Source organism: Psychrobacter piscatorii, from assembly GCF_043641605.1.
GTDB lineage: Bacteria > Pseudomonadota > Gammaproteobacteria > Pseudomonadales > Moraxellaceae > Psychrobacter > Psychrobacter piscatorii_C.
The window spans coordinates 1-25,654 of sequence record NZ_JBHZRK010000005.1; the positions used below are offsets into that span (position 1 = coordinate 1).

Consider the following 25,654-nt stretch of genomic DNA (forward strand, 5'->3'; position numbering starts at 1 on the left):
TCATAACCTCAAATATATCATCTTGCTTTGGCTGTCACCCTCCTTTATTTCTTCAGCATACTTTCTGACACACCACCAAAATGATTAATAAATAAGATATCAGTCTGGGCGCTAGTGATAGCGATGATTTTTTGCTATAATATCACCCTATTTGGTAGCGAATTTTTTAGCCTGCTATCAAGCATTTGATATACCAGTAAATATTGCTTCATTGCTACTGCATGACAGCTATACAGGTAACAACTATTATTGAGTAAGTATTATGACCGTCTCCGTATCTGATAACGATCTACTCAATAAAAATGATAGTGCAGACCATTTAGCACGCTATCCGGTTATCTGCATCGATGGGCCTAGTGGCGCTGGTAAAGGTACGGTCACATGGCGTTTAGCTCAAGTATTGGGCTATCAGCTATTAGACTCTGGGGCGCTATATAGAATCGTAGGACTCAAAGCATTTGAAGCTGGATTGCTCACAGCGGATGCTAGCCAACCAATCGATGAATCGGCAGTGTTAGCATTGACGAAAAGCTTGGAAATAGCTTTTGTACCAAATAATGATTCTGGACGTGTAGACATCATTGTGAATGGACAAGCGGTAGGTGATCAAGTACGCAACGAGACAGTAGGCGGCTATGCGTCGCAGATCGCAGTATTTCCAAAAGTTCGTGAGGCTTTGCTTACGTTACAACAGGATATGGCGACACGTTCAGGACTCGTCGCTGATGGTCGCGATATGGGGACAGTTGTGTTCCCGGATGCGGATGTTAAGGTATATCTGACCGCTAGTGCTGAAGCACGTGCTGAACGCCGTGTAACTCAACTAGTTAATGCTGGGCAAACGGCAGATTTTGACGCGATTTTGGCGACGATTAAAGAACGTGACGATCGTGATGAGAACCGTAGCACCGCACCATCAAAACCTGCAGTAGATGCTTTGTTACTTGATAGCTCATCGCTCGATGCTGATGCGGTTTACGAACAAGTAAAAAGACATTGCCAAGATCAAGGGCTGTTTTTTAATAGTTAATAAAAACAACATATTAAGTACTAAAAAATTTCCTATAGTCCCTGTTTTTAATGTAGAATTATACAGTTGGAAGTTAGTGTTTTTTAACGATTAATCATTTATTAGATTCAGTTGATAAAATGAATTAAATTAAGACAGTTGTTGTTAGTAAGTTTAAATATGCGCTTATTATCAACAAACGTTTTTATATATGATTGCATAAGATATAAAACCAGTATTCTCGTTTTATGCAATCATAAATTTGATCCGTACTGTGCTGGACAGGATACGGCTATACAAAGGTAGACATAATGGAATCATTTGCTGAACTATTTGAAGCGAGCATCGAAGAAACAGGCCTAGATATCGAGCGTGGCTCGGTTATCAACGGTACTGTTGTGGCCATCGATAGCGATTGGATCACAGTTGATACTGGTCTGAAATCTGAAGGTATCGTCGCTCGTGAAGAGTTTTTAAGCGAAGAAGGCGAACTTGAAGTTGAAGTTGGCGATAGTGTTGATGTCGTAGTTGAAGCGGTTGATAACGGCATGGGTCAAACCTTGCTGTCACGCGAAAAAGCTAAGCGTGTTGAAACTTGGAACTTCCTTGAAAAAATTGCTGACAATGATGAGATCGTAAAAGGTATCATTTCAAGCAAAGTTAAAGGCGGTTTCACTGTAGATATCGGTTCAGTACGCGCGTTCTTACCAGGTTCATTGGTAGATGTACGTCCTATCCGTGATACAACGCATCTTGAAGGCAAAGAGCTAGAGTTCAAAGTCATCAAACTTGATCAAAAACGTAATAACGTTGTTGTTAGCCGCCGTGCAGTTATGGAAGCTGAAAACTCAGCTGAGCGCGAAGAGCTATTGAACAAGCTTGAAGAAGGCATCGAGATCGAAGGTATCGTTAAAAACCTTACTGATTACGGCGCGTTCGTTGATCTAGGTGGTATTGATGGTCTATTGCATATCACTGACATGGCATGGCGCCGTATCAAGCATCCATCTGAAGTTGTTGAAGTTGGTCAAGACCTAAAAGTCAAAGTATTGAAGTTTGACCGTGAGCGCAATCGCGTAAGCCTAGGTCTAAAACAACTTGGTACTGATCCTTGGGACAACGTTGGCGGTACTTACCCAGTGGGTAGTGTTGTAAAAGCTCGCGTAACCAACTTGACTGATTATGGTTGTTTCGCTGAGATTTCTGAAGGTATCGAAGGTCTAGTACACGTATCAGAAATGGATCATACCAACAAAAACATCCACCCATCTAAAGTAGTTCAAGTGGGCGATGAAGTTGAAGTAATGATTCTTGATATCGACGAAGAACGTCGTCGTATCAGCCTAGGTATCAAACAAACTCTAGCCAACCCATGGGATGAGTTTGATAAGAAACATGAGCGCGGTGATAAAATCACTGGTACGATCAAATCAATCACTGACTTCGGTATCTTTATCGGTCTAGACGGTGGTATTGATGGTCTGGTTCATCTGTCTGATATCTCTTGGAACGAAACTGGCGAAGATGCTATCCGTAACTACAACAAAGGCGACACCGTTGAAGCAATGGTATTGTCTGTAGATGCAGAAGCTAACCGTATCAGCCTAGGCGTGAAGCAGTTAAGCTCTGATCCATTCAACGAATACCTAGTCGGTAACGACCGCGGTGCTATCGTTAATGGTAAAGTGAAAGAAGTAGACGCTAAAGGCGCTACTATTGAGCTTGCTGACGAAGTTGAAGCTTATCTACGCGCTTCTGAAATTCAACGTGACCGCGTTGAAGATGCAACTAAGCATCTATCTGTTGGTGATGATGTTGAAGCAAAAATCATCAGCGTTGATCGTAAAACACGCAACATCAACTTGTCTATCAAAGCGAAAGACGAAGCTGAAGAGCGTCAAGCGATTAAAGATCTTGGTAGCACGAACACAACTGCCGCTGCAGGTTCTGATGCACAGCCAAAAACAATTGGTGATTTGATCAAAGAGCAAATGCAGTAAGTTATAAGTTATTGATATAAAAGTAATATCAAGAAAGCGACTTCGGTCGCTTTTTTTTATGATTAAGTTTTGATATTTGTATTAATGGGTAAGGTTTTTGGCTAAATAAGGAAACTCTTATTCCTATTTTCCTCAATATCCGCTATCATTTGCAACATTGAGTAACGAGATGTGAGCGACAGTGTATTTAGAGTTGCGATATGACTCTTGTAAATAGACTATTCTGATATGAGCTATTATTAATGTAGCTATTAGAGTTTCTATTGATAACACTGTTTTGACTTACTATCAGTTTATCCATCAATCAACAAGGCAAGCGTAATAATGCAGCAAGCGATTAACAAATCCGAATTTATCAGTAATTTGAGTGCGAATTGTGACAACATGGCAGATACCATCGTTGATGACGCTGTTCGCGAAATATTAAATTTGATGACCCATACTTTAGCCAATGATGGCCGAGTCGAGGTTCGTGGGTTTGGCAGTTTTTGTCTACATCATCGCCGCGCTCGTGTCGGACGCAATCCTAAAACGGGTGAGAGCGTACCAGTTCCTGCCAAAGCGATTCCACACTTTAAGCCAGGCAAAGCATTACGTGAAGCAGTCAATGATAAAGTAGCACATAGCTAATACTCATTAATGATTGACTGACCAAAAACTATCATTCCAACCTGAGGTAACTGTCTCATGCGCTTTTTATTATTCGTATTGCTGTTTTTGAGCTTTGCTTACTCGCTTGGTCTGGTATTGGCAAATAATACCGAGGTCGGGGTCAATTTACTGTTTTCGCAAGCACCTACAATGAATTTGGGGCTACTGCTCATTCTATGTCTAATACTCGGCATTATTATTGGTATTTTATTGTCATTGCTCATATTCCGTGTACTACAGAATAAGTGGGAAATCTCACGTTTGCAAAAGGCAAATACCAACTTGCAAGAGCAGCTGACTCAAGCTAATGTTGTCATTGACCGTCAAGCAACTGCGCCGACGGTAGAAGAAGCCGTTTATGGTGCGACTGCTACTAATGTGCAAGACACCACAGAATCTCACTTAAGTAAAGGTGGTACGCTGTCTAAGCGTAAGCGAGATTAATCTGCTAGGCGATGGCTATTGGCTACATTGTCGACCTCAAAAATAATGCTCTGATAATTATGATAGATGGCAAAACCATGAATAATGTGATTAATTCTCCCGTCGTTGTTGCTTTAGACAACATGACTCTGCAAGCATCGTTGGCATTAGCTGATCAATTAGATCCGACGTCATGTCGACTAAAAGTAGGTAAAGAGCTGTTTACGCGCTGTGGCCCTGACATCGTTAAGGCGCTACATCAGCGTAACTTTGAAGTATTCTTAGACTTAAAGTTTCATGACATTCCTAACACTACCGCTCAAGCGGTAGTAGCTGCTGCCGAGCTTGGTGTATGGATGGTGAATGTTCATGCTAGTGCAGGTCTAGAGGCTATGTCGTTGGCAAAACAGCGTTTAATAGATAGAGACCTTGATACATTACTCATCGCGGTGACTGTATTGACCTCTATGGACAGTGACGCATTGATGCAAACGGGTATCACTGATAGCTTAGACGCACAGGTGAGCCGATTGGCGCAATTGACCAAGCAAGCTGGGTTAGATGGGGTAGTATGTTCTGCTCAAGAAGCGAAAACGCTTAAAGCGTTATGTGGTCAAGATTTTAAATTGGTCACGCCAGGCATTCGACTAGCAGAAGACAATGCTGATGATCAAAAACGCATCTGTACGCCGAGCCAGGCATTGACAGACGGTTCTGATTATTTGGTCATTGGACGCTCCATTACTCAGGCTACAGACCCTGCGGCTAAATTGCAGACAATACTGCAAAGTATTTAAGTTTTGATATTAAAAAGTAAAAAGACAGCCTAAACCGCTGTCTTTTTACTTTTTGACGGTAGAGAAAAAGCTGATACACTACTTTAGCGCTTGCTCACGCTTACGACTCAAATTATTGATAATGATACTATTGGACGATATTGGATAATATGAAATTACAAATATTAAGTGACTTGCATATTGATAGTTATGCACGCCAGTCACACCCCGTTGGGCATATTCCTAAAACTGATGCAGATATCGTGTTGGTAGCAGGGGATACTGCCAATAGTGATAGAGGTATGCCGTGGTTACAAGAGCAGGCAGCACGGTTACAAGTTCCTCTGATCACAATCTCAGGTAATCACGAATATTTTGACGAAGATGTGCTTAATTTTGACCAAAAGTTAGCGACTTGGGACAATTATGATGCTGCTTCTAACAAAGGGGTTTGTGTCTTACAGTGCCAGCATATTGATATTGGTGATACACGAATCTTAGGTTGCACACTGTGGACGGACTATCAGTATCATGCCAATGAAGATACCATGGCTGCTGCTAGGCATTTTATGCGTGATTATAAGCAGATATATGCAGGTAAGGAGATGTTCTCACCTGAAGTTTCCATGCAAATCCACTCAGAGCATCGTCAGTGGTTGCAGCAAGCACTAATCACTGCCAAAGCACTAGGCAAAAAAACGGTCGTCATGAGTCATCATAGTGTCAGTGCATTATCCGTGTCTGAAAAATATGCCAATTTACCAAGCAATGCTGCCTTTGTCAGTGATTTATCTGGTTGGATGCATGAGGACTGGGCACCAACGCTATGGGTGCATGGACACACGCACGAAGCATTCGATTATCGGATAGGCAATACGCGGGTGATCGTTAATCCAAGGGCTTACCCTAACGAGATTAGCAGTACTGCACTGGAGTTTGCGTGGGATAAAGTCGTTGATATTGGTTAGCCAAGATTTTGCGCATGTAAGTAATAGTGATGGCTGTCTGTTACAGCTTGCCATTCTCAAAAGTTAGATACCCATTTCACATATAACAGGATATTTACAAGATATATTGCAACTGGATTTGTATGTTGTTCATTCCTGTCAAAAAATCTGCTACGCTTGCTACCATGAGTAAATATCTTAATAGCACCTTATCAAAAGTCTCTGCTGACAAGCTTGCGAGTCACACACCAAGTGCGCCTGCGCCTTCACATCTGCCAGATAGTATGATCCCTTCGGTCAGACTATTACCTGAGAATGAGCGGCTGATTTTATTTACCAGACACTCTTTGCGTGAGCGTTCTGACGGCAATGGTTTTGCCAGTTATCAGTTGCCGTTAACGCCTAAAGGCCGTGTATTAGCAAAGTCTTGGGGTCGTTGGTTAGCAGGTCATCTTCCATACTCACTTGATGTTGATAGCATCTCAAGCCCGATTAAACGCTGTATTGATACGGCGCAGCTCATGCAGGAAGGAGCAGGTCTAAAGCGTGATATTACGCATCAGTCACTACTGGTTGAGCCTGGCAGCCTCGTTACTGAACCTGAAATAGCCAACCCAATATTCAAAGAGATTGGTGTACTGAATTTTATCAATCGCTTTTTACAAGGCAATCTTGAAGGTACCAAAAATGCTTATCAAGGTGGCCTTGATATTCTTTCGCTCTTTTATCAAAACCAGCCGCAGCATGGACATCTTATGCTGGCTGTCAGCCATGATACATTACTGTCTGCATTCTTAGCCGTGATGTTCGATGTGGAAGAGATCGATTGGAATGATTGGCCAAAAATGATGGAAGGGGTGTTTTTGTGGTTTGATGATAAACCTTTTGATCAGGCAAATGCGCATTTTATCTGGCGTGGCCAAGTATATACGCGTCCGATTAGTTCATTGTTGAATGGGTATCGTGCAGCAGGGTATCACCCAAGTAAACTGCTATTACCACCAGAGGTGCAATGGACATAAAATTTCATCAAAAAATGGCAATGATGATTCACTAGATATATATCGAGCAGGCATAAAAAAACCTTGCTCCAGTATTAGAACCAGTAGCAAGGTTTTAGTCATGACGCTATAAAAGCGTAATGCGGTCTAGACAATACAATTCTTAAGCTTGTAGGCCTTTGATTGTTTTGTTTAGGCGGCTCTTACGACGAGCAGCTTTATTCTTATGAATAATACCTTTGTCAGCCATACGATCAATAACTGGTACCGCTTTTTTGTAAGCTTCGGTAGCCGCGTCATAATCTTTAGCTTCGATAGCCGCATCAACACGTTTTAAGTAAGTACGAACCATAGAGCGTTGTGACGCAGAGTTCTGACGACGTTTGGTGTTTTGACGGGCGCGTTTACGAGCTTGTGCAGTATTAGCCACGCGTATCTCCTTGATAAAGACAGATAAAAATATGAATGTTGATTGCAATAATGGGTTTAACAATCATCGGTGACGAGCAGCCTCTCGCCAAACATGATGTCGATGTCTAATATTAAAGTATCTAATATGAATAGATCATCGCAAGCGCCAGAACTGTTTGGAATAATTAAACAGCGTTGACGTGTAAAGCCGGTTATCTTAGCAAATTATTGCGCTAAGGACAATATATTTGATGATTAATGCGCAAAGAAGTGCTGTAAACTCATGAATTTTGGCTTCTTAAGGTATCTAAATCAGTAGCAGACATCAATAGGCGCAATTGATTGATAAAATCTCTTACAATATATCCTACATAATAGCGTCAGTTATTCATGAATTTAGGTATGATATCCTAATGATAGACCTTGATATAGGTCACTTTTCATCAATATAGAACCTCTAACGTTATATAAGTGGATAGGGTATGCAGCGAAAAGCAATTGTGATTGGCGCAACAGGATTGGTAGGGCAGCATTTGGTAAAACAGCTGAGTGAGCTCTATGATACATTAATTGTGATCGCTCGGCGCCCGCCACGCTATATTAATGCCAGCATGCGTTTTTATCAGGTTAATGACTTTGATAATCTCTCTGAAGTGTTTGCGAGCGTTGGTGCGGATCGAACGACAGATGCCTTTAGTTGTCTTGGCACCACCAAAAAACAAGCGGGCAGTGATGAGGCTTTTCGAAAGATAGACCATGATTACAATTTTAACTTTGCTAAGCTATGCCGTGATAAAGGGGTAGAAAACTTTTTTCTACTTTCATCCATGAATGCGGATCTCGACAGCCGCTTTTTGTACAATCGAGTCAAGGCAGAGACTGAGCAATCTATTACGGCACTAGGCTTTGGTCAACTGGTGATATTTCGACCGTCGTTATTACTAGGCAAGCATAAAGGGCGTCCGCTTGAGAGCATTGGTCAAAAAGCGTTTAAGCTTATTTCGCCTTTAGTCTCAGAGTCACTCTCATTACATCCTATCTCGGCTAAGCGCGTCGCTAGTGCTATGGCGATGAGTGCGCATGATATTTATCATCGTCGTAAATACCGTACAGAACCTCAGATTGAACATACAGAGATCATTGAAAATAAGAAGATGCTTGCGATGACTCGCGTGAAAAAATAAAGCATTATTTTTGAGTCAAGACTACAGCTAAGTATGAACAAGTATTACACGATCAAGCGGCTTAATCATTCATAATAAGGAGTAAAAGCGATGGAGATGAATAAAGATAACTTTGTGACATGTGATTTGCTGGATGCCCATCCTGAGTCGCAAGTATGTCTACCAAATATTGAAGGTAAGTCATTTCGTCGTTTTGGTGCAAAAGATAAATTCTGCGGTGAAATCGTGACAGTGAAGTGTTTTGAAGACAATAGCCGCGTCAAATCACTATTGAATAGTGATGGTAAAGACAAAGCCGGCAATGGTAAAGTGTTGGTCGTTGATGGTGGCGGTTCTATGCGCTGTGCACTATTAGGCGATATGATTGCACAATCAGCTATCGATAATGGCTGGGCTGGGGTCATCGTATATGGCTGTGTGCGTGATGTTGATGACATGGCAGCGATGGATATTGGTGTCATGGCACTTGGTTGTATCCCGCGCAAGTCTACTCGCCGCGATGAAGGTCAAACGGATATTGAAATCAGCTTTGGTGATTTAACGTTGAACTCGGGAATGTTTGTCTATGCTGACAACAATGGCATTATCGCTAGTGATAAACCGTTAATTTAAACTTGGTTTAACCAGTGTGAATGAGGACCTCAGCTGATAAGTTGGGGTTTTTTTATGTAATGATAGTTAAAGCTTAATAATCGTTATCAATCCTCGATCATGAATGAGTAAACTTTTACGTGACAAACCGTTACGGCATAAGTTTTGGCAATTGCTTAAATATTCGTATAATAGCTATCTGACTCTTAACTTCGATCCTATTTTTTATGCCTATCACTGCTTTGACTGACGCATTTGACCCTATTAATCAGCAGCTTTTTCCTATCCAAAATACCGAGCGGCGTTGGCTTGCACCTGTCCATGGTGCTGTCAGTAGTTTGTGGCTGGCAAGTTTAGTACAAGCGCCAATATGGGACGTGGCTGACCGTCTTAAAATCGTAGTGACACGGGATCAAAACCAGCTCAATCAGATAGAGACAGAGTTGGCATTTTGCGGAGTCGATGCCTACGTGTTTCCTGATTGGGAAACGCTGACCTATGACGAGTTGTCACCGCATCAGGACATCGTAAGCGAGCGTATCAATCTGCTGACGGATATGCCAACCTCAGGCGTGCTTTTAATATCTGTACAGGCGCTAATGCACCGTGTGGCACCGCCAAGCTGGTTGATTGGGCAGCATTTTGATCTGAGCGTTGGCGACCGATTTGATATCAATACGCAGCGTGAGTTACTGGCAAAGGCAGGTTACCGAGCGGTTGATAATGTCTTTGAGCCCGGTGAGTTTGCGGTACGTGGCAGCATTATCGATATCTTTGCTATGGGTCAGCCTTTTCCGCTGCGTTTAGATTTATTTGACGATGAAATTGAGACGATTCGCTTTTTTCATCCGCAAACCCAGCGCACATTGACCGCTGACGATCTCAAGGCGATGTTGACAGGCAATGATACCAGTATGGGTAAAGAGTCACTGTCGCTGCTGCACAAATTGCCAGACATCTCTAAACCGATCGAGCAGTTCCAAATATTACCCGCCAAAGAGTTTCCACTCGATGAAGGGCGAGAGACGTTTCGCACGAATTTTGCGGCGATGTTCCCTAATGCCAGTAGCCGCAAGTCTGAGTTGCATAAAGATGTGATGGCAGGTATCGCGAGTAGCGGACTGGAGTACTATCAGCCGCTATTTTTCGACCTAAAAGATTGGCAAGAAGAAAGTACATTGTTTTCTTATTTGCCAAGAGATGCGTTGTTTATCACAGATGAACTGATTAATGAAAAACAGGCGGACTATTGGTCGCAAATCCAGCGCCGCTATGAAGAACGTCGACATGATATTGACAAGCCTATCGTTGACCCTACGCTGTTATATCTATTGTCTAATGCGCTCAATGAGCAGCTAAATCACTATCCACGAGTGATATTAAGTGCACGTGATGAGCTGGCTACAATGAATGATGTAGCAGCGCCAGAAGGTAGTGACTCATCTCAGCCGCAGTTGCCATTGATACCTACTAAGCAGCAAGGCTTGGTGACATTAAGCGCTCAAGAACCGCCACAACTGGCAGTAAACCATCAGAAATCTGAGCCATTAACTGAATTGCTCGACTTTTTAAACGTTCAAAAACAAACAGCAACGCCAGTACTAATTGTTGCAGAAACCGCAGGCCGTCGTGAGATTCTCATCGAGCTGTTTAAGGGTAAGATTGATATCAAAGCATATGATAGCTTTGAAGCATTTTTAGCAGCAGACAAGACGAGCGCTATGAATAATGCTCGACTACCACATGTCGGTCTGACTGTGGCACCGATTGAGCGCGGTGTTTATGTGCCTGAGCGTTTGGTGTTGATTAGTGAAACGCAGCTGTTTGGTCGTCAAGTCTTACAGACGCGTCGTCGTCGCCAAAGCGGTGTATCAGAGGAGTTCTTGGTTAAGAGCGTCACTGAGATAACAGATGGTAGTCCAGTCGTTCATATTGAGCACGGTATTGGTCGTTATAATGGCCTGATTACCTTAGATGTGGGTGATGGTGAGCAAGAGTTTATTCATTTAAAGTATGACGATGATGCCAGTATCTATGTGCCAGTCGCCAATCTGCAAATGATTAGTCGCTATAGTGGCGGCGATCCAGCATTAGCGCCACTCCATAAGATCGGCAGTGGCAAATGGGACCGAGCCAAGCAAAAGGCGTTAGAGCAAATTCACGATGTTGCCGCAGAGCTACTTAACATGCAGGCGCGTCGTGAGGCTAAAGTGGGTATCCACTTCAAAATAGATTCGTCACAATACGAGCTGTTTGCCAGTCAGTTTGCGTTTGAAGAAACCGCTGACCAAGCCAATGCCATCCATGCGGTCATGGAAGATATGAGACAAAACCAACCGATGGATCGTCTCATTTGCGGTGATGTTGGCTTTGGTAAAACAGAGGTAGCGATGCGAGCCGCTTTCATTGCCGTTAGTGCTGGCTATCAAGTGGCTGTGTTGGTGCCTACTACCTTGCTTGCTGGGCAACACGAAGACAACTTCCGCGATCGTTTTGCCGATTGGCCAGTGCGTATTGAGAGCTTGTCACGTTTCGGTGGCAAAAAACACCAAGAGATGGTGCTGGCTGACTTGGCTGACGGTAAAGTAGATATCGTGATTGGTACCCATAAATTACTCCAGCCTGATGTAAAGTTCTCGAATTTAGGGCTGATGATCGTCGATGAGGAGCACCGCTTTGGGGTGCGTCACAAAGAGCGTATCAAGGCCATTCAGACAGATGTAGATAGTATGTCTATGACGGCGACTCCTATCCCTAGAACGCTCAATATGGCGCTCTCAGGTATGCGTGACATGTCGATTATCGCAACCCCGCCTGCACGTCGACTCGCCATCAAAACCTTTGTCATGCAAAAGACAGAAGCGCTGATGAAAGAAGCTATCTTGCGTGAGTTATTACGTGGTGGTCAGGTCTATCTACTACATAACGATGTTGCCAGTATCGAGCGTATGGCAGAGACCATTCGTGATCTTGTACCTGAGGCCCGAGTGGGTGTTGCCCATGGGCAAATGCAAGAGCGCCAGCTTGAGCAAATCATGCAGCAGTTTTATCACAAAAAATTTAACGTACTGATTTGTTCTACCATTATCGAGACAGGTATCGATGTACCGAATGCCAATACGATTATCATTGAACGCGCTGATAAATTTGGTTTGGCGCAACTACATCAGTTGCGAGGCCGCGTAGGGCGTAGCCATCATCAAGCTTACTGTTATCTCTTGGTGCCTTCTATTAAAGGTCTCAAAGGCGATGCCAAGCGTCGCCTCCATGCGATTGAACGTGCCAATACATTGGGCGCAGGCTTTATGCTGGCGAGTGAAGATCTAGAAATTCGCGGGGCAGGTGAGATACTCGGTAAGCAACAAAGTGGTAATATGCAGGCGATTGGTTTTAGCCTATATATGGATATGCTTGAACGTGCGACTAAGGCGATCAAGGCAGGGAAAGAGCCTGATTTGAATACGCCATTATCGCTGACCAGTGAGATCAATCTACATAGCTCGGCGCTCATTCCAGAAGAGTATCTACATGATGTTCATCAGCGTTTGCTCTTTTATAAACGCATTAGTAACACGGATGATAAAGAAGCATTAACGGATATTCGTACTGAAATGATAGATCGGTTTGGGGCATTGCCAGATCAGACCAAGCACCTATTTGCCATTCATGGACTGCGCTTGCAAGCAGAACCGCTGAAGATCAACAAAATCGATGCCAATAGTAGTAGTATGACGCTGGAGTTTGCACCAGATACCCCCGTCGATGCCTTGGCGATTATTAAGCTGATTCAGTCAGATGGGCAGCATTATCGTATGAATGGGGCATCTGGTATTCGTTATCAACATAGCGATAAGCTGGCAACGCCTCAACAGCGAGTCTCTGTTGTCCAAGATCTTTTGCGTTATTTTAGTGAGCATATGGTGACAGAAGCTGCCTAGATTCAATCGGTGAGAGCTATCATTGGAATTTCTAAGACAATCAACACAAATGCAATAGTGTATGGTGCTATTTTATCGCAGGGATAACTGATAAAATAACCGGATTGCTTCTTCTTCGATATTTTTTACGTACTTTTATTTGCATTAAACAACAAGAGAACCGTCATTATGTTCCAACTTCATCATAAACTTGCTGCTGATAGTTTCTTAGTGGGTGATTTTCCATTATCTACTTGTCGTTTGATCAATGACTGTCAATTCCCTTGGCTGATATTAGTGCCGCGCGTATCAGGTATCAAAGAGCTTTATGAGTTGTCTGAGGCGGACCAAACGCAGTTCTTGCGTGAGTCGAGCTGGTTATCAAGTCAACTAGCCAAAACCTTTCAAGCAGATAAAATGAATGTGGCTGCGCTTGGTAATCAAGTCCCGCAGCTTCATTTTCATCATATTGTTCGTTATCAAAATGATATGCAATGGCCAAATCCAGTATGGGGAGTTCCTGCGGTGCCTTATACCAAAGAAGTCTTGGCACAAATGCAGCAGACGTTAATGATGGCGCTACGTGGTCATCATCAAATGCCTTTTGATTGGCAGATGTAATCCGTTTTTAACTTTGAATTGCTTTACCTCATCTATAAAGCATTATTTATGAAGCATCTCTCATAGACTATTGCGACAGAAAAAAGCCAGATACTCGTCATATCTGGCTTTTTTCTGTAATAATCAAACATTGTCAGTTATTTATCCAGAAAATTTGCTATCTGGATAAATGATGGATGGTGTTTTTTTAGCTACCACTGACCTAGGTTTCACCTAATTTAGAAAGTATAATATATTTTTGTAATAACTTATCGTTCAGATAAATGATGTGTGTATGCTATTCTTATATATCTTTATCTCTCTGATAGCCTATCTTACTTAAGTGAAATCCAATATGCCTTTTACAGAGACATTAAAGCCAAAACTGTCGTCAAAAGGTAGTGGAATCTGTCAATTCGACTATCCAGAAGTTTTTGTTTTAATACTCACTGTCATATTACTCGCCCTGCATTACAATTTTCGTCCTACTTCAATGGCATTATTGGTTGTCATTCTCCTACCTAGCCTGATGATTCTGATTTATAACTACCGACGCGAAACCAGTCTTTGGACGTCTAATATGGTCGTTATTTTATTTGCGGTCGTTATTGGGTCAATACAGTTTTGTACGGTGATATCGCTCAGTTTGATAGCCTTAATCGGCGTACGTATGATTGTCAGTGGGGTTGATAACGCTCTAAGATTATTTACGGTGGCATTGGTAACATCTATTGTCTTTTATTATGTCAGTACAATACTAGACAACGAAGGGTTAAACTGTGATGAAGGCTGGGTCCCACCCACCGTATTGTTAGCAAGCATGATAGTTATTTTGTATCAGTTTCGCAGTACGTATCAAGAGTATATCGGTTATAAAGAAAGTGCCTCTAAAGCAGGAGGACGTTTGAGTACGATGGTGTCGGTCATCAATAAGTTGACTCGCTTTGTACCACCGCAAATTTGGGAACCAATTGTTAGATCTAATAGCCCTGTTAGTGTGTCGAATAAACGTGCCAAGCTGACCATTATGTTTTCAGATATTGTGGGCTTTACCGATCTGTCTGATAGTCTGAGCGCTGACAACTTGGCTGATATTTTGAACACTTATATGCATTGCATGACGTTAATTGCTGACAGACATGGTGCTGTACTTGATAAATTTATTGGTGATGGCATGGTGTGCTTTTTTGGTGAGCCCGCCAGTAATGGCCCACGTCAAGATGCTCTTGACTGTGTGGCAATGGCGATAGATATGCGCCGCGAGATGCGGACATTACGTCAAAAATGGCGACTGATGGGATTTGAGGGGTTGTATATACGTATTGGTATCACAACTGGTTATTGCCACGTGGGTAATTTTGGTAGCAATAATCGTCTTAGTTATACATTGATTGGTAAAGAGGCTAATCTGGCCTCAAGACTCGAATCGAATGCTGGCAAAGATGAGATATTGGTCAGTGAAAGCACTTATGATTATGTTTGCCATAACTATGAGTGCCAACATGTTGGAGCGCTTCAGCTAAAAGGCTTTGATGACAAGGTAAATGCATGGCAAGTACTTGACCCTGACGCTAATAAAGGTCATTTGTCTAAATGGGTAGATCACACCTTGCCAGGGTTTAACTTGCATCTAAATTTTAAAGATATGAAAGACAATGACTATCAAGATATTAGGAGTCGTCTAAACTTTGCGCTTGAGCGTATCGAACAAGAAGAAGAAAAGTTGGCACAGAGCATCGCTGAAGAAAGCAAACGTCATAGTGCTAATAAAAAGTCATGATTTGGGAAGTCATATCGTGAAATATTGAGTACAAAAAAAGCCAGCTATTATATTTTAATAGCTGGCTTTTTTGTAACTTATAAGTAGTTTGTACTAATCATATTAATGATTTTCTTTTGCATGATTCAATGTGTATTTTGGAACTTCGATGGTTAGATCTTCATCATCGAGCATGACCTGACAAGACAGACGTGAGTCAGGCTCTAAACCCCAAGCACGATCAAGTAGATCAGCTTCTACATCATCCATCTCATCTAGACTATTGAACCCTTTGCGTACGACAACGTGACAAGTAGTGCAAGCTTTTGACATCTCACAGGCATGCTCAATTTTGATGCCTTTTTCTAATAACGCTTTGCACAAGTTCTGACCAGCTTGTAGCTCAACTTCTGCGCCCTCTGGGCAGATTTCGTGATGGGGTAGTACGGTAACTTTTGGCATAAATTATTTGTCCAATGCTAATCAATCTAAAAAATAAGAGAAAGTAGCTTAGTATCATAACTAAGCTATCATTTTGAGTATGGATTTTACCAATCTTGTGCGCTGGTACCTGCCATGCTGGTTTTAACGCTTTGATTCATAATGCGAGCAGCAAAGGCATCACTATGCGGCTTAAGCTGTGCTTGCTGTGCTTCGATAAGTGCCAAGTCATTGGTGCCAAGAGCAGAACGCAGTGCTTGTATGTGCTCCGCTAAAGCGTGCTGCTCATCAGAAGAAAGCAGTGCTGCAAACTCATTGAGTGCAGACTCCAAAGCCAATACTTCACGCTCGGCTTCTACTTTAGTTTCGATTAAAGAGCGTGCGTTTTTATCTTCCTCTGCATGCTTAAATCCGGCAACAAGCAACTGTTCTTTTTGCTCATCAGACAAACCATAAGAAGGCACGATCTCAATTTTACTTTCTGTTTTGGTCGTGGTCTCTTGCGCACTAACAGTCAGCTGACCATTGGCATCGATGCTAAAGGTGACCTCTATACGAGCAAACCCAGCTTTCATTGGCGGAATACCGTACAGCTCAAAACGGCCAAGTGAGCGACAGTTTTCTACCGTTTCACGCTCACCTTGCACGACGTGAATCACCATGCCTGTTTGACCATCTTGATAGGTGGTAAACACCTGACGTTTTTTGACAGGAATAGGCGTATTGCGTGGAATCAGCACTTCGACCAAACCACCCATGGTCTCAAGACCTAATGATAATGGCGTCACGTCCAATAATAATAAATTGTTGTCACTATCACCATTCACCAATTGGTGGGCAGTTTGAGCAGCGCCTAAGGCAACAACCTCATCTGGATTTAGACGGCAAAGTGGCTGCTTGGCAAAAAATTCAGTCACGACTTGTTGTATGGCAGGCATACGCGTTGAGCCGCCTACTAAAATCACCTCGTCTAAATCTTTAGCAGTCAGCTTGGCATCACGCAGTACTTGTTCACATACACTTAATGTGCGACGACTAACAGGTTCTACGATAGCGAGTATGTCTTCACGGCTTAACACGCCTTGGTATGACTGGCCATTGACAGTAACACTGATATCCACTTGCTCAGCGTCAGTCAACGCTTGCTTATAAGCTTTAGCTTCTTGTGCTAGTACTGATTTGTCATGCAGGCTTACGTCTTTTGGATCGATATTTAACTGTTTGATGATCCAATTGGTAATCAGACGATCAATATCATCGCCGCCTAGTGCGCTATTACCGCCAGTTGCCAATACTTCAAAGACACCGTCATTCAGCTTTAAGATAGATACATCAAAAGTACCGCCGCCCAAATCATAAATGAGGTAGTAGCTTTCTTTACTATTGTCTTCTGATGATTGATCGAGTCCGTAAGCGACCGCAGCCGCTGTAGGCTCATTTAATAAGCGTAGCACATTGATACCAGCCGCTTGCGCAGCATCTTTAGTGGCTTGGCGCTGTGCCTCATCAAAATAAGCTGGCACGGTAATCACGGCACCCTCAATGCTATCTGCAGGCAATGCGCTCGCTGCACGTTGCTCAAGCGCGGCTAATATACGCGCTGATACTTCGACAGGTGAGACTTCACCTTGAGCCGTGACAAATGCTGGCATAGCATCTGTACTACCAGATAGCTCATAAGGATGCGAGAATTTAATATCTGCTTGGCTACGACCCATAAACCGCTTAGCCGAGACGATCGTATTTTTTGGATCATCTGCTAAATGCGCTAGGGCATCATAGCCGACCGATGGATTGCCTGTCGCTGGATAATAAACCACAGAAGGCAACAACGTATCTGACGCTGCGCCTGCTTCTAAGACTTGCGCCTTGCCTGAACGTACTACAGCGACCAGTGAGCGTGTCGTACCAAGGTCAATACCTAGGCCAAAACGATGTTGATGAGGTTGAGCGCTTTGATTTGGTTCGGCAATTTGCATTAAAGACATAAGAATAACTCAGAGATAAAATGAATAAGTGTAATGAGGCAAATATGGCATGTTCAGTATGACTGCTTAACCGCTATCTCTTTATTCTAAATATAGAGGAATTTGGCAGTTAAGCATGCTCAAAATCAGAGATTATACGGTATAGTTGATACTAATTTAACCAAATATTTAGAATCTAGCTTTCAAATAAGATACATCATGCACAGCTATCTAGACGTATAGATCGTCGTCATCTGAATGTGCAGCAGTGGCGACTTCATCAAGACCAGTTGTAACATCAGCATTCAATTTGACCAAAAACTTCAATTTCTGTGTCGCATCAATCGCCGTTGGCCAATCTTGCTCTTGGTAAGCGGTTTCAAAGCGCTGAGACTGGTTTGCCAAGCGCTCTGTAATCTGAGGATGTAGCTGCTGCAAGGCTGAAAGGTCTTTGCCTACAATAGCGTCATCTAAATCCATACGCATTTCCATCGCATCTTCCAAAAAATCCAAGTCTGCGATGGAGTGCTCTAGATTTTGTGCTTGATCGGCCATACCTAGTAGGTAACCAGCACGGCTATCAGGTGCACTCAATGTTTGGTAGGCTTGATTGATGACGGCAGAATACTGCTCTGATTGCTGCTTTGCTTGCTTGGTATCTGCTAAATTCTTTGCAACATTATCAGGATGATAGCGTTTTTGTAGCAGACGTAGATGCTGATCGAGACTGTCTTGATTGACTTCAAATTGTACAGGTTGCTCAAATAGGGCAAAGAAGTTATCAAATTGTGCTTCTGAAATCGTGTCTGTCATATCTTACGCCTTGCTTTTTTATTTGTTTTTAAAGTCTTAATCTGGTGCTTCCACTAAATATATTAGGACATTTATATCTTTTGTATTGATTCATCACAACGGGTGCATCAACCTGAAAGTTAGTTGATTGAACCATTAGACAGTAAAAGACTCACCGCAGCCACATTCACCTTTTTGGTTAGGGTTAGTGAACTTGAAGCCTTCGTTTAGACCTTCTTTTTCATAATCCATCAACAGGCCATCTAAATAGACCAAGCTTTTAGGATCAATAAAAATGCTAACGCCGCGGCTTTCATAGCGCGTGTCGTTCTCATCAGGTATATCTACAAACTCTAAAACATAAGCGAGCCCCGAGCAACCCGCTGTACGGATACCAACTCGAATACCTTCACCTTTGCCGCGATTGTCCAAAAAGTCTCGAACATGCTGAGCGGCGCGTTCTGTCATTTCAATCATGCCAACTCCCATTGACTATTAATCGTAAATATCAATAAATAAACTATGTAAACTGGCAAGCGAAATTACGAGTTTGCCAAAATAATATGCTAATAGTTTTTAGAAAATAAAAGGTGACAATTACATAAGTGTCATTGTCACCTTTTTAGCGTTAGTAGCCATTTAATGTATTACTACTTTAGCATTGCTAACAAAACACAGCGCAGACGCTAGTAGGTTTGGCTTAGATAGTGGCTTCTTCTGCCGCTGCTGCTACGCCATGCTTACCTTTATAGTCGCTAATAGCGGCTTTAATGGCATCTTCTGCAAGTACAGAGCAATGCACTTTTACTGGTGGTAACGCTAGTTCTTTAGCGATATCGTTGTTTTTGATTTCGCCAGCTTGATCCAAGCTTTTACCTTTTAGCCACTCAGTAACGAGCGAGCTTGAAGCAATTGCTGAACCGCAGCCATAAGTTTTAAAGCGTGCATCTTCGATAATACCGTTATCATCGACTTGGATTTGTAGACGCATTACATCGCCACAGGCTGGGGCACCGACCATACCGGTACCAACGTTCTTGGCGTTTTTGTCAAGATTACCAACGTTGCGTGGGTTTTCGTAATGATCAATAACTTGGTCACTATAGGCCATGGGGTTTTCTCCTAGTTAGATGATGAGTAGTCACTTATTAACTTTAAATGTCTGACTACTCATCGATAATTGGGGTCAAACACTAAATTTTAATTGTCTGATCAATCGTTTAATAAATATATTTGAAGCTGTATTACTGTCTATGCTTGATTTTAGTGCTCAGCCCATTCGACTGAATTCAAATCAACACCTTCTTGGTACATATCCCAAAGTGGCGATAGGGCACGTAGTTTATCAACAGCTTCATGCATTTGCTTGATAACAGTATCGATGTCTTCTTCAGTCGTATAACGACCAAAGCTGAAGCGAATTGAGCTGTGCGCCAATTCATCTGGGCGACCGATAGCACGTAGTACATATGATGGCTCAAGCGTCGCTGATGTACAGGCAGAACCTGATGATACTGCTAAGTCTTTTAGCGACATCATCAATGACTCGCCTTCAACAAAGTTAAAGCTGATATTCACAATGTTTGGTACGCTGTTTTCAAGATCGCCGTTTAGGTAGATCTCTTCGATATCTTGTAGACCATCCCACAATTTTTGACGCAGTTTTGCTGCATGTGCGTGATCTGCTTCAAAGCTTTCATTGGCTAAAGCAAACGCTGCACCAAGACCAACGATTTGATGCGTTGGCAATGTACCTGAACGCATACCGCGCTCATGACCACCGCCATGTTGCTCTGCTTTTAGGCGAATACGTGGCTTACGACGAACAAACAATGCGCCGATACCTTTAGGGCCATAAGCTTTATGACCTGAGAAGCTCATCAAATCGATCTTCATTTCTTCAAGATTGATTTTTACTTTACCAACAGACTGTGCGCCATCAACATGGAAAACTACACCCGCTTCACGAGTGATTTCACCAATCGCTGTAACATTAGTAATCGTACCAAGCTCATTGTTTACCATCATAAGCGATACCAAAATCGTATCATCACGTAGGGCTGCTTTTACTTGCTCTGGCAAGATAAGCCCTGTGCTTGGCTGTGGCTCAAGATACGTAATTTCGAAACCTTCTTGCTCAAGCTCACGGCACGTATCTAATACCGCTTTGTGTTCAATCTTACTAGTGATAATGTGCTTACCACGAGATTGATAAAAGTGAGCCGCGCCTTTAATGGCTAAGTTGTCAGATTCAGTTGCACCAGAAGTAAAGACGATTTCACGTGGATCAGCGTTGATAACTTCAGCAACTTGTCCGCGAGCAGTTTCTACTGCTTCTTCTGCTTGCCAGCCATAGCCATGCGAGCGCGAGGCTGGATTACCAAAGATGCCATCTACTGTCAGATATTCGCTCATCTTAGCAGCTACTGATTTGGCAACTGGTGTGGTGGCGGCATAATCTAAGTATATAAGGTTGTTATGTTGGCTCATGCTGGGTTTGCCTCGCTGTTCGATAGAGTAATGGTATTGATGTCTTTTATGGAAATATCTTTTGTAGAGTTGTGCTGACGTTCTGATACTGACTGCACGTTTTCCATATCTAATAATTGCGCTAATGTTATATTTTTCAAGTACTGCTCAATATGATTTGATAGTGCACACCATAGGTCATGGGTTAGGCACATTGTACCACCTTGACAGTCACCGCGTCCTTCACACTGCATCGCATTAACGGATTCATCGACAGCAGATATGATGCTCATCACATCTATCTCGTTCAATGGCTTGGCTAGGTGATAACCACCAGCTGCACCGCGAATACTGGTCACAAGGCCGCGTTTGCGCAGCTTGGAGAATAACTGTTCGAGGTAGGAGATAGAAATTGACTGCCGTTTAGCGATATCAGATAAAGATACTGCGCTCTCTTGTTGACTGGTCTGTAATGCCAAGTCTAGTAAAGCGGTAACGGCATATCTGCCTCGAGTAGTTAAACGCATGTGTTATCTCCAAACTTTTATGTCATTTTTATTTAACAACGATCTTGGAAAGGGATAGATACAGTCAATAATACATCAATATAAAAACTGTCAATCATATCCGTTCAAGTTGTGTCTTATCGTTATTAAACAACAGATGGTTAACCCGATGTGTGCAACGATTAGGTCAATTATACTTAATCCTGAGTAATTTAGTCAAGATTAAAGTGTGGTTAAATGGTTAATCGAGCTTATCGCTATGATTGATAAAAACAATGAAGTTCGGGATGTATGTATGAGCGGGGAGAGAGATCTTATTTTTAACACTTCGATATTGGCTAATGTATGAGTCGAACGTAAGTTGTAGCAATATGGAACAAGCCAGAATGGAACAATCTAAAGAAAAAATGAGCGTCCATTACCTGCAATAGGCACTGGACGCTCATCTATATCTGAAATCATAGTTTGGTAAAAATCAATTGATAAAAGCTAGGTTCAACTAACATCAGCTCATCAACAGTGCGATGACTGAGCCAATCATAACAACCAGCGCCACCATAGTGACAATCATAAAGGTCTTTTGCTTACTCTGTAGCTCTTTGACTGTGGTTTCAAGCTCACGGTTCTTGATGGTTAATGTATTGATTTGGGTCTGCTGCTCTTTGATACGCTCTTTATAATGGTCTTTCTTTTCCGCCATTTCAGCATCGGTCGGTTTGGTTTTAACTTTGCCACCTTTTATCTTTCTAATTAAACCTTGGATTAAGCTGCCGAGACCAAGCTGCATAATGAATTGTTTGACCAGCTGCACTTGAACGGATTCACCGCGCATCTGTAATTTTTCGGTCGTCTCTCTATCGTGAGTGGTGATGGCATTAATCACTTGAATGCTATAAGCATTGATAACGACATCAGGTTCGCTACGACCAACAGGCAACTGGGCATCTAAGAGTACGCCTTTGGTACTAAAGGTGGCAAAAACCTCAACATGAGGCAGATATAAGCGCAATGCTACGACCGTACCTTGTTTGGCAAGTGGATAAGCGGCTTTACGTAGTTCAGGATCCAAACGTAACAATAGTGTCAGCGCCGACTCGATGAACACCAGAATAATATTAAGAAGAGAGTGAGACAACGTAGAACGCTTCATGTAAATAATCCATTTTTTTTATTTAGCAAATCAAAGTTATATAATAAACTTAAGTTTATTTTTATCTAAAACTTGCAGTGATATTTTGCTTATAGTAACGCCTTTATAATAAAAAGTAACGCTAGTTTCTGTCAGTGGTAAAATTATTACAGTACAATCTAGCAGTCGATAAAGACACCAAAATTTATGACTGGTAATGCACAGACACCAACTGACAACTGTTTTAAACAATAAACAAATAAGTTGATTCATTGTTTGAATGAGGACAGTTTGACTATATAGAGGTTGCAGATGTTTTGCGTAACATTGGGTGTCAAATACGTAGTTGATGGCACAAAAAGATGTAAAATCGCTTGCACTCCTTATGCTGCCTTGATATAAAGACGATAACAAAGCGAAACCTGTTAATACGCCAGTCAGGTAGTTTTTATTGCGTAAGTACCACGAGAGCGTTACAATGCTTGGCGTGAGCGTTTATTACCCCCTTAAACTTGAAGGAAATTTTATGAATAAGTCAGAATTAATTGATAGCATCGCAGACAAAAGTGGTCTAAATAAGACTCAAGCTGGTGATGCTTTGAATGCTGTTATGGAAAGTGTTGGCGAAGCTTTAGAAGCTGGCGATAGCATCTCTCTAGTTGGTTTCGGTACTTTTAGCGTAAAAGACCGCAAAGCACGTACTGGCCGTAACCCTAAGACTGGTGAAGAGCTAAGCATCCCTGCAAGCAAAGTACCAAGCTTTAAAGCTGGTAAAAACCTAAAAGAGCGTTTGAACTAAGCCGCTCTATGGTAGATGGTCGCTTTGGCTGATGTCATAAGCTAAGCACCGAAAAAGCACCTAAATATTAGGTGCTTTTTTTGTCGCTATAGTTTATCTCATACAACGTGAATATTTTGAGTATATACGAAAAATCACGTATCATAGGGCGCGCGATAGATGCGTTGTTTAAATAAGGTATTGTCACTGAACCTTGTTCCCCCTAATAAAATGTACACGTTCTTCCTCTTACCATTGCCGGCTTAAATAGCATTGATATTAGCAGGTCGCACTCAACAGCTCCTAACAGTATTACAATGGTTTTTCATCAATATAGGTTAATAAAGCAGAGATAACTATGGATAAATTGCGCGATTTCTTAAAAAGCTGGCCAGGTCGCATTTTATTGATTTTATGCCTATCGCCACTCGCTCTATTGGGTGTCGAAAGCTATTTTGGCGGTGGTGTTGATCCCAACCAAATCGCTCAGGTGGGTGAGGCAAGCGTAGGGTTGTCCGAGTATCAGACTGCCGTCAATAACCGTCGTAGCGAAATACTAGAGCAAGTTGATGATGCCAGTTTATTGAATGAAGATGTACTGCACGAGCAGGTACTAAAAGGTCTGATTGATCGTACATTACTAGAGCAGCAAGCAGGTAAGCTTGGCATGACAGTCTCTGATGACACGATCAATCGTTTGCTGCGTGAAGAAGAAATATTCAAAGATGCTGATGGAAACTTTTCTAACGATCAGTTTGCAAACTTTTTGCGTCAGCGTGGCATGACTAAAAATCAGCTGTTTGCAGAGTTTCGTAATCAGTTAAGCTTGGATCAGTTGAATGCTAGTATCGTTGGTACAGCCGTCTATCCAATGCAGGCAGTTAGCCAATTGATCGACTTGCAACTAGAATCACGCAACGTCTGGGTACATCGTTTTGATTGGCAGGACTATGCTGATCAGGTCAAGCTGAGCAAAAATGATATTCAAGCATATTATGATGCCAATAAAGACACCTTAAAAAGTGCGGCAATGGTTAACTTGGCTTATCTTCAACTTAGCCCGCAGACCATAAAAGTCGATGATGTGACAACAGAAGAGTTGCAGCAGCAGTATGAAGCGTATAAGCAAGGTCTGGCTGCTAATGATGAGCGCAGAGTGAGTCAAATTCTGTTAACAGGTGATGATGCTAAGGAAAGAGCAGATAAGGTTAAAGCTCGCTTGGCTAAAGGCGAGTCTTTTGCTGCTGTGGCCAAAGCAGAATCGGATGATCCTTCAGGAGAAACAGGCGGTGACATTGGTCGCTTTAATCCGTCAGTATTTGGTGGTGACGCCGATGCTGTTGAAAAAGCACTAGAAGGCTTGAGCGTTGGAGATGTGACAGCCCCTATCAAGACCAGCTTTGGCTATCAGATATTCACAGTCACAGAAGATAATGGTAAAAAGATTCCAAGTCTCGAGAGTATGCGTGCTGAGCTGACTGCTAAGGCAAAAGAGTACAAGCGTCAAGAAATCTATGCGGATAAAGTAACTTCGATTAACGATTTGGCAGCAGATGGTTTTAGTATTGAGGATATTGCGCAGCAAGAGAATGTGACGCTAAAACGTATCAAAGATTACCGTAAAGAAAACAACAAATCAGTATTATCGCAACCAGTAGTTATCAAACAGGCCTTTGACGAATTTACGATTCAAGATCAGGCCGTAACGGCAGGGATAGAAGTTGGTAACGGTACGGTATGGGTACAACCAAGCAACTATCGTCCTACGACCACACTGAGCTTATCTAGTGCAACGCCAAGAATCACTCAGATATTGCGTCAGCAAAAAGCTACAGCTTTGGCGCTAAAAGAAGCGAAAGCTGTCGCTGCTGGTATCAAAACGCCAGCTGATATTGCTAAGCAATCGGTAAGCTTGCAATCTTTGGGTGAGATCAATCGTCAAACAACGTTGTTGACTGATAAAGAGCGTGGATTGGCCTTTAGCAAGCAAGCTGCCAATGATGGCGTAGTCGCGCTCGCTAGTGAAACTGAGGCAGGTGCAACGCTATTGGTTGGTGATCGCATCAAGACTGAGCAGAAGTCACCACTATCTGATATGCAAAGAGCGCAAACGGCCAGCATCATTCGTGATAACTTAGGTCAAGACCAGCTGCAAGATTACTTAGACTATCTACGTATGGTCTATCAAGTTGAGATTAACGAAGCCAACATGGCAAATGCACAAGGGCGCTAAGCGTTTGCTGTATAGTTACTCTTGATTGTTAAAAGCAAAAAAGCCACTGTAGCGCTACAGTGGCTTTTTT

General features: G+C 42.4%; 23 protein-coding genes. 14 read left to right on the forward strand and 9 right to left on the reverse strand.

Annotated elements, in window-relative coordinates:
- Positions 1–262 precede the first annotated feature (262 nt).
- The 7 genes from cmk (at position 263) to ACHUET_RS06100 (ending at position 6,828) form a co-directional block, all read left to right on the forward strand.
- On the forward strand, positions 263–1,030 hold the full coding sequence (gene cmk / locus ACHUET_RS06070) for a (d)CMP kinase (protein WP_394211487.1): 768 nt from the start codon (positions 263–265) through the stop codon (positions 1,028–1,030).
- Positions 1,031–1,320: 290 nt separating this feature from the next.
- A complete protein-coding gene (rpsA, locus tag ACHUET_RS06075) occupies positions 1,321–3,009 on the forward strand; it encodes a 30S ribosomal protein S1 (RefSeq protein ID WP_201599784.1) in 1,689 nt (562 codons plus the stop codon).
- Between the two features lie 324 nt (positions 3,010–3,333).
- Positions 3,334–3,639: an integration host factor subunit beta gene (locus ACHUET_RS06080; protein WP_058024195.1), complete on the forward strand. Its 306-nt coding sequence runs from the start codon at positions 3,334–3,336 to the stop codon at positions 3,637–3,639.
- Between the two features lie 57 nt (positions 3,640–3,696).
- Positions 3,697–4,104: a lipopolysaccharide assembly protein LapA domain-containing protein gene (locus ACHUET_RS06085; protein WP_201599785.1), complete on the forward strand. Its 408-nt coding sequence runs from the start codon at positions 3,697–3,699 to the stop codon at positions 4,102–4,104.
- A 77-nt stretch (positions 4,105–4,181) separates the two neighbouring features.
- The gene (pyrF, locus tag ACHUET_RS06090; protein WP_201599787.1) at positions 4,182–4,880 is read left to right on the forward strand and encodes an orotidine-5'-phosphate decarboxylase; all 699 of its coding nucleotides are present in this window, start codon (positions 4,182–4,184) and stop codon (positions 4,878–4,880) included.
- A gap of 149 nt (positions 4,881–5,029) precedes the next feature.
- Positions 5,030–5,827, forward strand: coding sequence for a metallophosphoesterase (locus ACHUET_RS06095; RefSeq protein ID WP_394211490.1), 798 nt, complete (start codon positions 5,030–5,032; stop codon positions 5,825–5,827).
- 164 nt (positions 5,828–5,991) lie between these two features.
- Positions 5,992–6,828 (forward strand): histidine phosphatase family protein, encoded by an 837-nt coding sequence (locus ACHUET_RS06100; protein ID WP_201599872.1) that lies wholly within the window; start codon positions 5,992–5,994, stop codon positions 6,826–6,828.
- Between the two features lie 142 nt (positions 6,829–6,970).
- Here the strand turns inward: ACHUET_RS06100 and rpsT are convergent, their stop codons facing one another.
- Positions 6,971–7,237 carry a 30S ribosomal protein S20 gene (gene rpsT, locus ACHUET_RS06105; protein WP_058024191.1) on the reverse strand — a complete coding sequence of 89 codons (267 nt, stop codon included), beginning with the start codon at positions 7,235–7,237 and terminating at the stop codon, positions 6,971–6,973.
- A 463-nt stretch (positions 7,238–7,700) separates the two neighbouring features.
- Here rpsT and ACHUET_RS06110 point away from each other — a divergent pair, with 463 nt between their 5' ends.
- From ACHUET_RS06110 to ACHUET_RS06130, 5 genes are all read left to right on the forward strand, one after another.
- The gene (locus ACHUET_RS06110; RefSeq protein ID WP_394211492.1) at positions 7,701–8,402 is read left to right on the forward strand and encodes an NAD-dependent epimerase/dehydratase family protein; all 702 of its coding nucleotides are present in this window, start codon (positions 7,701–7,703) and stop codon (positions 8,400–8,402) included.
- A gap of 90 nt (positions 8,403–8,492) precedes the next feature.
- Positions 8,493–9,014, forward strand: coding sequence for a ribonuclease E activity regulator RraA (gene rraA / locus ACHUET_RS06115; protein ID WP_394211494.1), 522 nt, complete (start codon positions 8,493–8,495; stop codon positions 9,012–9,014).
- Between the two features lie 206 nt (positions 9,015–9,220).
- Positions 9,221–12,931, forward strand: coding sequence for a transcription-repair coupling factor (gene mfd / locus ACHUET_RS06120; protein ID WP_394211496.1), 3,711 nt, complete (start codon positions 9,221–9,223; stop codon positions 12,929–12,931).
- Between the two features lie 168 nt (positions 12,932–13,099).
- Complete coding sequence (locus tag ACHUET_RS06125) at positions 13,100–13,531, forward strand: HIT domain-containing protein (RefSeq protein ID WP_057759208.1); 432 nt, start codon at positions 13,100–13,102, stop codon at positions 13,529–13,531.
- A 334-nt stretch (positions 13,532–13,865) separates the two neighbouring features.
- Complete coding sequence (locus ACHUET_RS06130; RefSeq protein ID WP_394211497.1) at positions 13,866–15,290, forward strand: adenylate/guanylate cyclase domain-containing protein; 1,425 nt, start codon at positions 13,866–13,868, stop codon at positions 15,288–15,290.
- 102 nt (positions 15,291–15,392) lie between these two features.
- Here the strand turns inward: ACHUET_RS06130 and fdx are convergent, their stop codons facing one another.
- The 8 genes from fdx to ACHUET_RS06170 all read right to left on the reverse strand — a co-directional run bounded on the left by fdx (position 15,393) and on the right by ACHUET_RS06170 (position 22,594).
- Positions 15,393–15,731 (reverse strand): ISC system 2Fe-2S type ferredoxin, encoded by a 339-nt coding sequence (gene fdx, locus ACHUET_RS06135; protein WP_058024187.1) that lies wholly within the window; start codon positions 15,729–15,731, stop codon positions 15,393–15,395.
- Between the two features lie 86 nt (positions 15,732–15,817).
- Entirely contained in the window at positions 15,818–17,698 is a 1,881-nt protein-coding gene (gene hscA / locus ACHUET_RS06140; protein ID WP_394211499.1) for a Fe-S protein assembly chaperone HscA, read from the reverse strand.
- 210 nt (positions 17,699–17,908) lie between these two features.
- On the reverse strand, positions 17,909–18,490 hold the full coding sequence (gene hscB, locus ACHUET_RS06145; protein WP_394211501.1) for a Fe-S protein assembly co-chaperone HscB: 582 nt from the start codon (positions 18,488–18,490) through the stop codon (positions 17,909–17,911).
- Between the two features lie 135 nt (positions 18,491–18,625).
- Positions 18,626–18,946, reverse strand: a complete 321-nt coding sequence (gene iscA, locus ACHUET_RS06150; protein ID WP_058024184.1) for an iron-sulfur cluster assembly protein IscA — start codon at positions 18,944–18,946, stop codon at positions 18,626–18,628.
- A gap of 223 nt (positions 18,947–19,169) precedes the next feature.
- Positions 19,170–19,580: a Fe-S cluster assembly scaffold IscU gene (gene iscU / locus ACHUET_RS06155; RefSeq protein WP_058024183.1), complete on the reverse strand. Its 411-nt coding sequence runs from the start codon at positions 19,578–19,580 to the stop codon at positions 19,170–19,172.
- Between the two features lie 152 nt (positions 19,581–19,732).
- Entirely contained in the window at positions 19,733–20,959 is a 1,227-nt protein-coding gene (locus ACHUET_RS06160; protein ID WP_394211504.1) for an IscS subfamily cysteine desulfurase, read from the reverse strand.
- Complete coding sequence (locus ACHUET_RS06165; RefSeq protein WP_238037312.1) at positions 20,956–21,465, reverse strand: Rrf2 family transcriptional regulator; 510 nt, start codon at positions 21,463–21,465, stop codon at positions 20,956–20,958. The genes ACHUET_RS06160 and ACHUET_RS06165 overlap by 4 nt, the downstream gene beginning before the upstream one ends.
- Positions 21,466–21,949: 484 nt before the next feature.
- Positions 21,950–22,594: a hypothetical protein gene (locus tag ACHUET_RS06170; RefSeq protein WP_394211506.1), complete on the reverse strand. Its 645-nt coding sequence runs from the start codon at positions 22,592–22,594 to the stop codon at positions 21,950–21,952.
- A gap of 457 nt (positions 22,595–23,051) precedes the next feature.
- Between ACHUET_RS06170 and ACHUET_RS06175 the strand changes: the two genes are divergently transcribed.
- Both ACHUET_RS06175 and ACHUET_RS06180 read left to right on the forward strand, forming a co-directional pair.
- Positions 23,052–23,372, forward strand: a complete 321-nt coding sequence (locus ACHUET_RS06175; protein ID WP_161808411.1) for an HU family DNA-binding protein — start codon at positions 23,052–23,054, stop codon at positions 23,370–23,372.
- A gap of 337 nt (positions 23,373–23,709) precedes the next feature.
- Positions 23,710–25,584: a SurA N-terminal domain-containing protein gene (locus tag ACHUET_RS06180; protein WP_394211508.1), complete on the forward strand. Its 1,875-nt coding sequence runs from the start codon at positions 23,710–23,712 to the stop codon at positions 25,582–25,584.
- Positions 25,585–25,654: the final 70 nt, after the last annotated feature.

What these genes read in the sequence shown, in the direction of transcription:
- ACHUET_RS06160 (WP_394211504.1), bottom strand. Translation starts at nt 20,959, where the DNA reads ATGAGCCAACATAACAACCTTATATACTTAGATTATGCCGCCACCACA.
- hscB (WP_394211501.1), bottom strand. Translation starts at nt 18,490, where the DNA reads ATGACAGACACGATTTCAGAAGCACAATTTGATAACTTCTTTGCCCTA.
- ACHUET_RS06080 (WP_058024195.1), top strand. Translation starts at nt 3,334, where the DNA reads ATGCAGCAAGCGATTAACAAATCCGAATTTATCAGTAATTTGAGTGCG.
- ACHUET_RS06110 (WP_394211492.1), top strand. Translation starts at nt 7,701, where the DNA reads ATGCAGCGAAAAGCAATTGTGATTGGCGCAACAGGATTGGTAGGGCAG.
- fdx (WP_058024187.1), bottom strand. Translation starts at nt 15,731, where the DNA reads ATGCCAAAAGTTACCGTACTACCCCATCACGAAATCTGCCCAGAGGGC.
- ACHUET_RS06095 (WP_394211490.1), top strand. Translation starts at nt 5,030, where the DNA reads ATGAAATTACAAATATTAAGTGACTTGCATATTGATAGTTATGCACGC.
- rraA (WP_394211494.1), top strand. Translation starts at nt 8,493, where the DNA reads ATGGAGATGAATAAAGATAACTTTGTGACATGTGATTTGCTGGATGCC.
- iscU (WP_058024183.1), bottom strand. Translation starts at nt 19,580, where the DNA reads ATGGCCTATAGTGACCAAGTTATTGATCATTACGAAAACCCACGCAAC.
- hscA (WP_394211499.1), bottom strand. Translation starts at nt 17,698, where the DNA reads ATGTCTTTAATGCAAATTGCCGAACCAAATCAAAGCGCTCAACCTCAT.
- iscA (WP_058024184.1), bottom strand. Translation starts at nt 18,946, where the DNA reads ATGATTGAAATGACAGAACGCGCCGCTCAGCATGTTCGAGACTTTTTG.
- ACHUET_RS06085 (WP_201599785.1), top strand. Translation starts at nt 3,697, where the DNA reads ATGCGCTTTTTATTATTCGTATTGCTGTTTTTGAGCTTTGCTTACTCG.
- rpsA (WP_201599784.1), top strand. Translation starts at nt 1,321, where the DNA reads ATGGAATCATTTGCTGAACTATTTGAAGCGAGCATCGAAGAAACAGGC.
- ACHUET_RS06130 (WP_394211497.1), top strand. Translation starts at nt 13,866, where the DNA reads ATGCCTTTTACAGAGACATTAAAGCCAAAACTGTCGTCAAAAGGTAGT.
- ACHUET_RS06180 (WP_394211508.1), top strand. Translation starts at nt 23,710, where the DNA reads ATGGATAAATTGCGCGATTTCTTAAAAAGCTGGCCAGGTCGCATTTTA.
- ACHUET_RS06165 (WP_238037312.1), bottom strand. Translation starts at nt 21,465, where the DNA reads ATGCGTTTAACTACTCGAGGCAGATATGCCGTTACCGCTTTACTAGAC.
- ACHUET_RS06170 (WP_394211506.1), bottom strand. Translation starts at nt 22,594, where the DNA reads ATGAAGCGTTCTACGTTGTCTCACTCTCTTCTTAATATTATTCTGGTG.
- ACHUET_RS06175 (WP_161808411.1), top strand. Translation starts at nt 23,052, where the DNA reads ATGCTTGGCGTGAGCGTTTATTACCCCCTTAAACTTGAAGGAAATTTT.
- mfd (WP_394211496.1), top strand. Translation starts at nt 9,221, where the DNA reads ATGCCTATCACTGCTTTGACTGACGCATTTGACCCTATTAATCAGCAG.
- pyrF (WP_201599787.1), top strand. Translation starts at nt 4,182, where the DNA reads ATGAATAATGTGATTAATTCTCCCGTCGTTGTTGCTTTAGACAACATG.
- ACHUET_RS06125 (WP_057759208.1), top strand. Translation starts at nt 13,100, where the DNA reads ATGTTCCAACTTCATCATAAACTTGCTGCTGATAGTTTCTTAGTGGGT.
- cmk (WP_394211487.1), top strand. Translation starts at nt 263, where the DNA reads ATGACCGTCTCCGTATCTGATAACGATCTACTCAATAAAAATGATAGT.
- ACHUET_RS06100 (WP_201599872.1), top strand. Translation starts at nt 5,992, where the DNA reads ATGAGTAAATATCTTAATAGCACCTTATCAAAAGTCTCTGCTGACAAG.